Origin of the sequence: Croceivirga sp. JEA036 (assembly GCF_011882165.1) — a bacterium.
Classification (GTDB): Bacteria; Bacteroidota; Bacteroidia; order Flavobacteriales; family Flavobacteriaceae; genus Croceivirga.
Window position 1 is genome coordinate 268,265 of sequence record NZ_JAATON010000005.1, and the last position, 8,152, is coordinate 276,416.

Sequence of the window (8,152 nt, forward strand, 5' to 3'; positions counted from 1 at the left end):
CTTGATTTTACGAAAACCCTTTCGCCCTATAAAACATCAATAAATTGGGATAAGGGATAGGGCACCACGTGTACTATAATTACGAAAACTTTGCGTTGCCAGTGATTTAACTAGTACATTGGGGTATGAAAAAATTACTGCTAACGATAACTGCCATTATACTATTAACTGTAAGTTGTAGTAAAAAGCGGGAAGGGGACCCTAAAATCCTTGTATTTTCTAAAACCATGGGCTTTGCGCATAAATCCATTCCGGATGGTATTACTGCATTGCAAAAAATGGGGGCCAAAAATAATTTTAAGGTAGATACGACCACCCAAGCTACTTTGTTTACGGATGAAAATTTAAAACAATATTCGGCAATTGTATTTTTAAGCACCACTAACAATGTGCTAGACCACAAACAAGAAGCTGCTTTTGAACGCTACATACAAGCTGGTGGCGGATTTGTAGGGATACACGCAGCTACAGATACGGAGTACGATTGGGGTTGGTATACCAAACTTGTGGGTGGGCAATTTTTGAGTCACCCAAGAGGTACTCCAGAAGCAGACTTTATCGTAAAAGATACGCAACACCCCGCTACCAATTTTTTCACGGATAGTATCTGGAGAAGAAAAGATGAAATGTATAATTTTAAAAACTTGAATCCTGAGGTCAATGTGCTTTTAACAATTGATGAAAGCACATATGAAGGTGGTAAAAATGGAGACCATCACCCTATGGCTTGGTATCATGAGTTTGATGGTGGCCGAGCATTTTACACGGCAGGAGGGCATACTTCTGAAAGTTTTAAGGAGGAATTTTTCTTAAAACATCTATTAGGTGGTATTACTTATGCCATAGGCGATAACCTAGAATTGGATTATAGTAAGGTGACTACACAGATACCACCAGATACAGACCGTTTTTCCAAAGTTCCACTAGCGGTTGGGCGTTTTTATGAGCCTACGGAGATGACTATTTTACCCAATAATGATGTTTTAATAGCACAAAGGCGAGGAGAAATTTTGTGGTACAATGCAGAAACCAAGGCTGTAAAACAAGTTGCTTTGCTAGATGTGTACCACAAAGCATTAGAGGCACGCGGAGTAAATGCGGAAGAAGGATTAATGGGTTTGCAGAAAGACCCAAATTATGAAGAGAACCATTGGGTTTATGTATTTTATTCTCCTACGGGAGACGAATGGGTAAATAGATTATCTCGTTTTAAGTTCATAGAGGGCGAATTTAAAATGGAAACAGAGCAGGTGATTTTAGATGTAGAAAGTCAACGTGAAATTTGTTGCCATACTGGAGGTTCTATTGCTTTTGGACCAGATAACCTTTTGTACTTATCTACAGGAGACAATTCTACACCATTCAATGAAAAAGGGGTTGAGTATACGAATAATGGTTTTGCTCCTTTAAACGATTTACCAGGGAAAGAACAATATGATGCCAGACGTTCTTCTGGTAATACCAATGATTTAAGAGGTAAAATATTACGTATTAAGGTAAACGAAGACGGTACCTATTCCATACCCAAAGGAAATTTATTTCCAGAAGGTACAGATAAAACAAGGCCAGAAATATATACCATGGGGCATAGAAATCCCTACCGTATTTCTGTAGACCCAAAAAAGGGCTACGTGTATTGGGGAGACGTAGGGCCAGATGCACCTAAGGATAATTTTAAAAATAGAGGCCCAAGAGGGTATGATGAGCTTAATCAAGCACGTGCACCTGGTAACTTTGGCTGGCCTTTATTTGTTGGTAATAATTATGCATATTTTGATTATGATTACGCAACAGGGGAGAGTGGACCTCAATTTGACCCCAAAAACCCAATAAACGATTCTAAAAACAATACAGGTCTTAGAGAATTGCCACCGGCGCAGCCTGCATATGTATATTATCCTTACGCAGAGACTAGACAATTTCCACAAGTAGCGCAAGGTGGAAGAAATGCTATGGCAGGCCCAACGTTTTATTCTGACTTATATGAAAACGGTGGTGGATTACCTACTTACTATAATGGTAAAGTCATAGTTTATGATTGGATAAGAGGTTGGATGAAGGCTGTGACGCTTTTTGAAGATGGCTCATTCAATAAAATGGAACCCTTTGCTCCAGAAGTAGAAATTAATAGTTTAATAGACATGGAGCTAGGTCCAGATGGGCGTTTGTATCTATTAGAATATGGTAAAGGCTGGTTTACTGCCAATCCCGATAGTGGCTTATCCTATATAGAATTTAATCCAGGAAATAGAGAGCCGGTCTTAGAAGAATTCACCATTAATACAGATGCAGGAGCGGTACCATTTACCTTAGAAGCTAATGCAAAGGCTTATGATAGGGAAGAAGATGCGCTTACATACCTATGGAAATTTGGCAATGGAACCGAAAAAGAAACTCCAGAAGCCAACATTTCTTATACCTACGAAAATGCTGGTGTTTACAAATTGCATTTGGTGGTAAAAGATGCAGAAGGTAAAGAGGTAAGGAGTACAGATAAAACCATTGTAGTAGGGAACCAAAGACCAAAAGTCTGGATTGAACTAACAGATGGGACTACTGAGACGTACCAACCTGGAAAGCCAATAGCCTATAAAGTAACCGTAGATGACCCAGATGGGGAAGTAAAACCGGAAAACGTATATGTTAGTGTGGACTACCAACAAGGGATGGATAAAGTAGATATGAATTATGGTCATCAGCAAGTTTCCGGAGAAGTAACAGGAAAAGCCTTAACACAATCCTTAGATTGTAAAAGTTGCCATAAAGAAAAAGAAAGTTCTATAGGACCATCCTATCAAGATATCTCTATTAAGTATGCCAAACAAAGAGGTAGTACCAATTATTTAATGACTAAGATAATTGGCGGCGGTTCTGGTGTCTGGGGAGAAGTGCAAATGCCAGCTCACCCAGATGTAAGTCAATTAGAAGCCAGACAGATAGCCAGCTACATAGAATCGTTAACGGTAGATAAAACTAAAAAAGAAAGCTTACCTTTAACAGGGAAAGTTGTGCCAGAAGACAGAGCAAAAACGGGAGTTTTTATACTTTCTGCCAGCTATACAGACGATGGTAAAGAAAATACCTTGCCTTTAACAGCGACTAATGCTGTGGTATTGCGCAAGAAAGAATAAACATTCACTAATACTTATCACCCATCAATGCAAAGAAGGTCGGGCAATTGCCAGACCTTCTTCTTTTATTTACTTCAAATTAATGTAGGCTTCCATGAGAATGTGATTTCAACTTCCCATTCAAAGAAATTTTAGATTGCATAACGGTTTTAGTTAAAGAAATATGTAAGTCAATTTACGGTGATAATGAGTTATAAAATCAATCTAAATTATAATATACTTTAATTATTTAATATCCAGAGCTTTCCAAGCCTTCATTCCATTTTCTGACAAACTCTGCAGACCAGGCATCCCAACCAATAGTTGTTAATGTCCAAATAGTAATTCCTATAATAAATAGATTAATAATAATACCGATGATAGCAATAATCTTCCCTTTTTTAATCTTTTTTAAGCTTTTGGTATCATAGGCGTTTGGATTCAAATGGTATACTTTTTCTGATTTTTTGGCCATAAAAAATGCTGATAAGGCAAATAATATAGCTATACCTCCAAAGCAGAAAAAGAATATACTAAAAAGCGATAAGGCATAAATAAGCCCGGTATTAAGTGATTTTTTTCCATAATTGGTTTTGGTTAGTTATTTAGGCGCATTATTTTGTTTTAAACGCGATTGGTTACGTTAAATATAAACAATGGTAATTTATATAAGAAATCTACTAACGGTTTAGTTAAGAAATTAGTAATTTACTGTTTGAACTAAACTGAAAAAAATGAAGTCTAAAATCTTTTTATGTGTAATGCTGATGTGTATTGTATTTATAGGGTGCAAACGTAAAGAGAAGCAAGTTTCTACAGAATGGAATACTAAAGCTAAAGCAGAACAAAATAAAGTACACAATAAGTTATTAGCCATAGAAAAAGAGCAAGGCTGGGAGCTTTTGTTTGACGGTAAGAGTTTAAACGGTTGGCACTTGTATAACAATGCGGACTCTACAAAATTTGGGGCTTGGCAGGTAAAGGATGGTATGCTGTTTTGTGATGCAAAAAACCAGTCTAAAGTTTGGGGCGATTTAGTGACCGATAAAGCCTATGAAGACTATGAGTTTTCGTTTGATTGGCAAATAGCGGCTAGGGGTAATAGTGGCATTTTTATCAACGTTCAAGAACAGCCAGATATATTAAATACTTATCACTCAGGGCCAGAGTATCAAATCTTAGATACGGACCATATGGATTACGGAACAGAAACTAAGGCACCGGGTTGTTTGTACGGGTTTCAAAAACAAATAAACAAAGTACAAGTAAAAGAAACTTGGCAATGGAATACCTCTACCATAAAGCAGAAAGATGGTAAGGTTGAATTCTATTTAAATGGGATACTTACAGCCAAAGAAGATTTTACAACCAAGTCATGGTCCGCACAAGTGGCAGCCTCTAGGTTTGGTGAATTCCCAGAATTTGGAAAACACACTAAAGGTAAGATAGCATTGCAAAACTGGTATTTTCAGGTGTGGTTTAGAAATATGAAAATTAGAACTTTGTAGTTTTTTGATAAGGAACATACATAAAAAAGGTTGCCTGTTTAAGGGCAACCTTTTTTCATTGCAACTATAAAAGGATAAAGAATATTATTTGCCTAAATCTTGTTCTAGATATGTTTTAAAAGATTGTACACGATTGCTCATTAAAGCGGCATAATCGTCACCCTTATATCTTTCAAAAGTTTTTTTAGAAATACCAGTAAACCAAGCAGTTTCAGTAAAAGTCACTGCTTCATTACCATTTAAACTACGTTTTATAAAAAAGTTGCCGTTAGATATTTTGTATCGTATGGTATAATATTCGTTCTCTACAATATCTACCAATTCAACCTCAATAATTTCACCAGTTTTAGAAATCATTTGGCATCTTTGATTGCTCTTTACATCTTCCGGACATTTTACCGCAACCACATTATTATCCCAAGAATTAAAAGTAGAAAAATCAGTTATAGCGTTCCATGCATTTTCAGAGCTTGTTTCTAGCACTACAGAAGCTTCAAAACTTTTCTCAGGATTATGTTGTGCCAAGGTTATTATTGGGAGCACAAACAGTACAATTTTAGCTAACATTTTCATAGTATCAGGTTTATCAATTTTTCTCCTGATAAAAATCTAATTTCCGCATTAAAAAAAATGTGTCAACTGACACAATTAGTTTTTAATGACTTTTAGATAGCTGCAATTTTTTTACGTATTCTGTGTAACGTTTCTCTAGAAGTCCCGAGATAAGAGGCAATAATACTTACCGGAACCTTCTGTACCATTTCTGGATTGGTATCAAGCAAATCTATGTAACGTTCTTCTACCGTTAACTTAGATTTTTTATTTGTCTCTAGTACTTTTAAAGAGAGAATTTGCTCAGTAATACTATGCATAAAGTTGGCAATGGTGGTATTCTGTTCTTTTAGAGCATTGTAATCCTTCCTCTTAATTTCGCAATAGAAAACTTTTGTTAGTGCAATACAGCTATCTTGCGTTTGTTTTTGGTTGATAAACTCGTTAAGCATGGTCCAGAAATAGTTTGGACTGATTACATTTAGTGTAACTCGGGCTCCGTTTTCCGTATGTGTATAATAATGCAAAAAGCCTTCTGCTATAAAATAGACACTATCTACTCTATCATTCACTTGTAGTAAAGGTTGCCCTTTATCTAAAGTTTTTGGCTCACAAAAACTTACCAAAAGTTCCAAATTTTCTTCTGATAACACTCCAAACTGCCCCAAATATTCTTTTAGTTTTTGCACGTGTTAAAATTAAACAATTTTGAAGTTATTAATGTCTTTTGTGTTTTAGTTCTAACTCTTAGAAATCCAACACTTATTACAAGAGGGAGGGGTTCCTAGGGATAAAGTAATCTCGGAGCAGTTTTAGCAAGGTGGGCAACAAAAAACTGCGAAACCTTTTGTTTTTACGCGCCTTTAATGCCTGTAAATATTACAAGGGTTGTAGCATGCTCTACCAGCGTATCCTTGCCAAGGGCAAGAGCAAAAAGCTAGCCTTGATTGCCATAGCTAACAAGCTATTGAAACAGGCGTTCGCAATAGTAAAATCAGGCCTGCCCTACGATGAAGATTACGTGCCGGTCAGGATAAACGGATAAGGATAAGAATAGCTGATTGTAATAACTAAAATCCAAAAATAGTAGGATTCTGTCCAAGATAAGTAGGTCTCAAATTTAATGCAGAAATTTGTTGGTTTTAACCTCAGTTCTTTGTTAGCTTTCAGTGCTTTTTTCTAGGCCACATAAGTTTCTTTTAATACTGCTTTACATTTCTCAATTTCCGATTTTGTCAGATTTTCAAAAATTCGGATAATTCTGATTTTGTCAACTGTCCGAATCTGGTCGATAGCAATCATTCCTTCCTTTCCGTTGTGTTTTACAGAAACTCTAGTTGGATATTTTTTCAGATTCGTTGTCATTGGTGCAAGAACAATTGTGTTCAAATATTTATTCATTTCATTTGGAGAAATGATAACACAAGGTCTTGTTTTTTTTATTTCACTTCCAATTGTTGGGTCAAGATTTACAAGAACGATTGAATATTGTTTTAAATCCATTCCTCTAGGTTTTCATCATCGAATACATCGTTCATGAGTAATTTGTCGTCTCCGTTCTCGCTCATTTTTTTAAATTCCATTTCCCAATTTTTTCTTGGCAAAGCAATTGGCTTAAGAATTATTTGTCCTTTTTCAAGGATAAGTTCAACCTTGTCTTTAATATTATATTTATCTAAAATGGTCTTGCTTAAACGAAGTCCTTTTGAATTTCCGATTTTTATTATTGATGTTTCCATAATTTTAAAATGTTATTACAAAGTAAATACATTTTAATGAAAAATCAAAATTCGAATCGTATTAATGCCAACGGTTTTATGTATGGCCCGTTGCGGGAAATCAGCTATGATTTTCCGCCGTAACCGAAAGATAGTAAGTTGCAATGAATTCCGATTAGGAATTCAGCCGCAATGAGCTATACACGTTGTTGCCTGTAGTTTTTATTTTTTTAATCGTTTATCAAACCATTCTATCACTATCTCGTTTAATTCTGTTCTATATTCCGAAAAAAAATGGTCTGTCTCTAACTTTTTTAATTCATAATTATATTTAATTTCTTTTAGTTTATTGGCAATTTTGTCCGCTTGTTCTGGATTTACCCTTTTATCGTTTGTTCCACACAAAATTAAAAGACTACTGTTTGTCTAATTCATCTGCCCAATAAATCACTGACCGCTTTTTCAATTCCGATTCTTTATTGTTCCAATAATCAGGAATACATTCGGCAAACACATTGGTTTCCATTTTTGGTCTGAACTTGGTTGTGTCAAATAGGTCAGAAGCTCCATTACCGACAATAGCGGTTTTTATTTTGTCCGATTTTTGCAAAGATAAATAGGTCATCATTCCACCTCTTGACCAACCGAACATTCCGATACAATTTGAGTCAGCTTTTTCGATTTCCTTTACGGTTTCTGTCAAATTCAGCACGTCATTAATTTCAGCTCCACCGAATTCATCTTTTTCTCGATAATTACTACCAATAATTACATAACCTTGTTCAGCTAATTTTGAAGTGTACATTATTAATGAAGCAACTGTTAATTTGCCAAAATCTCTATTTCCACCACGATTGAAAATAACAACTGGGTATTTTCCATCTTTCTTTGGCTCAACTAACAAGCCTTTGACTTTTAGTCCGTCGCTCTCGTAAGTGATGAAATAGAATTCCAATTTTTTTAAGTGTTCAAAATTTGGTTTCAATTCGTTGTCTTGGGAAATCCTATTCCAAATTGGTGTTTTTGAGATATCGACCAATTTTTTAGAAATTAATTTTCCGTTTTGAGCAAATCCAATACTTAAAAAAAGTGAGAAAATGATTGATGTTAGGATTCTGTTCATAGATTGTGTCTTGTCCTGAAATAGGTTGACCATTTTTTTGAGATTAAATGGTTAAAAATTCCAGTTGTTTTTTATTTTTTCTGTACGATTTGTACGGTTTGTTTTTGTTTAGATGTACATGGTTGGGTGTTTCAAAATCCA

The 8,152-nt window shown here is 35.4% G+C and carries 9 protein-coding genes and 1 pseudogene; 3 read left to right on the top strand and 7 right to left on the bottom strand.

Annotated elements, in window-relative coordinates; all coding sequences use genetic code 11:
* The first annotated feature begins 125 nt into the window (after positions 1-125).
* Positions 126-3,131, top strand: a complete 3,006-nt coding sequence (locus HCO57_RS14235) for a ThuA domain-containing protein (protein ID WP_167989570.1) — start codon at positions 126-128, stop codon at positions 3,129-3,131.
* A 229-nt stretch (positions 3,132-3,360) separates the two neighbouring features.
* On the opposite strand, the gene HCO57_RS14240 is transcribed toward HCO57_RS14235, so the two are convergent.
* Positions 3,361-3,666, bottom strand: a complete 306-nt coding sequence (locus HCO57_RS14240) for a CCC motif membrane protein (protein WP_317171175.1) — start codon at positions 3,664-3,666, stop codon at positions 3,361-3,363.
* Between the two features lie 178 nt (positions 3,667-3,844).
* Between HCO57_RS14240 and HCO57_RS14245 the strand changes: the two genes are divergently transcribed.
* Positions 3,845-4,618, top strand: coding sequence for a DUF1080 domain-containing protein (locus tag HCO57_RS14245; protein ID WP_167989572.1), 774 nt, complete (start codon positions 3,845-3,847; stop codon positions 4,616-4,618).
* A gap of 84 nt (positions 4,619-4,702) precedes the next feature.
* On the opposite strand, the gene HCO57_RS14250 is transcribed toward HCO57_RS14245, so the two are convergent.
* Both HCO57_RS14250 and HCO57_RS14255 read right to left on the bottom strand, forming a co-directional pair.
* On the bottom strand, positions 4,703-5,191 hold the full coding sequence (locus HCO57_RS14250; RefSeq protein WP_136951077.1) for a hypothetical protein: 489 nt from the start codon (positions 5,189-5,191) through the stop codon (positions 4,703-4,705).
* 92 nt (positions 5,192-5,283) lie between these two features.
* A complete protein-coding gene (locus tag HCO57_RS14255) occupies positions 5,284-5,859 on the bottom strand; it encodes a Crp/Fnr family transcriptional regulator (protein ID WP_167989573.1) in 576 nt (191 codons plus the stop codon).
* Positions 5,860-6,044: 185 nt separating this feature from the next.
* On the opposite strand from HCO57_RS14255, the pseudogene HCO57_RS16685 reads away from it, so the two are divergent.
* Positions 6,045-6,215: pseudogene (locus tag HCO57_RS16685) on the top strand (IS110 family transposase); the annotation flags it as partial.
* 134 nt (positions 6,216-6,349) lie between these two features.
* On the opposite strand, the gene HCO57_RS14260 reads toward HCO57_RS16685, so the two are convergent.
* The 4 genes from HCO57_RS14260 to HCO57_RS16765 all read right to left on the bottom strand — a co-directional run bounded on the left by HCO57_RS14260 (position 6,350) and on the right by HCO57_RS16765 (position 8,011).
* Complete coding sequence (locus HCO57_RS14260) at positions 6,350-6,673, bottom strand: type II toxin-antitoxin system PemK/MazF family toxin (protein ID WP_167989574.1); 324 nt, start codon at positions 6,671-6,673, stop codon at positions 6,350-6,352.
* Positions 6,664-6,909: an AbrB/MazE/SpoVT family DNA-binding domain-containing protein gene (locus HCO57_RS14265; RefSeq protein WP_167989575.1), complete on the bottom strand. Its 246-nt coding sequence runs from the start codon at positions 6,907-6,909 to the stop codon at positions 6,664-6,666. The genes HCO57_RS14260 and HCO57_RS14265 overlap by 10 nt, the downstream gene beginning before the upstream one ends.
* A gap of 201 nt (positions 6,910-7,110) precedes the next feature.
* A complete protein-coding gene (locus tag HCO57_RS16760; RefSeq protein ID WP_262887825.1) occupies positions 7,111-7,293 on the bottom strand; it encodes an alpha/beta hydrolase family protein in 183 nt (60 codons plus the stop codon).
* 10 nt (positions 7,294-7,303) lie between these two features.
* Positions 7,304-8,011 (bottom strand): alpha/beta hydrolase family protein, encoded by a 708-nt coding sequence (locus tag HCO57_RS16765; protein WP_262887826.1) that lies wholly within the window; start codon positions 8,009-8,011, stop codon positions 7,304-7,306.
* Positions 8,012-8,152 lie beyond the last annotated feature (141 nt).

Excerpts from the sequence above, each read along its gene's own strand:
- HCO57_RS14235 (WP_167989570.1), top strand. The coding sequence starts at position 126 with ATGAAAAAATTACTGCTAACGATAACTGCCATTATACTATTAACTGTA.
- HCO57_RS14245 (WP_167989572.1), top strand. The coding sequence starts at position 3,845 with ATGAAGTCTAAAATCTTTTTATGTGTAATGCTGATGTGTATTGTATTT.
- HCO57_RS14250 (WP_136951077.1), bottom strand. The coding sequence starts at position 5,191 with ATGAAAATGTTAGCTAAAATTGTACTGTTTGTGCTCCCAATAATAACC.
- HCO57_RS14260 (WP_167989574.1), bottom strand. The coding sequence starts at position 6,673 with ATGGATTTAAAACAATATTCAATCGTTCTTGTAAATCTTGACCCAACA.
- HCO57_RS14265 (WP_167989575.1), bottom strand. The coding sequence starts at position 6,909 with ATGGAAACATCAATAATAAAAATCGGAAATTCAAAAGGACTTCGTTTA.
- HCO57_RS16765 (WP_262887826.1), bottom strand. The coding sequence starts at position 8,011 with ATGAACAGAATCCTAACATCAATCATTTTCTCACTTTTTTTAAGTATT.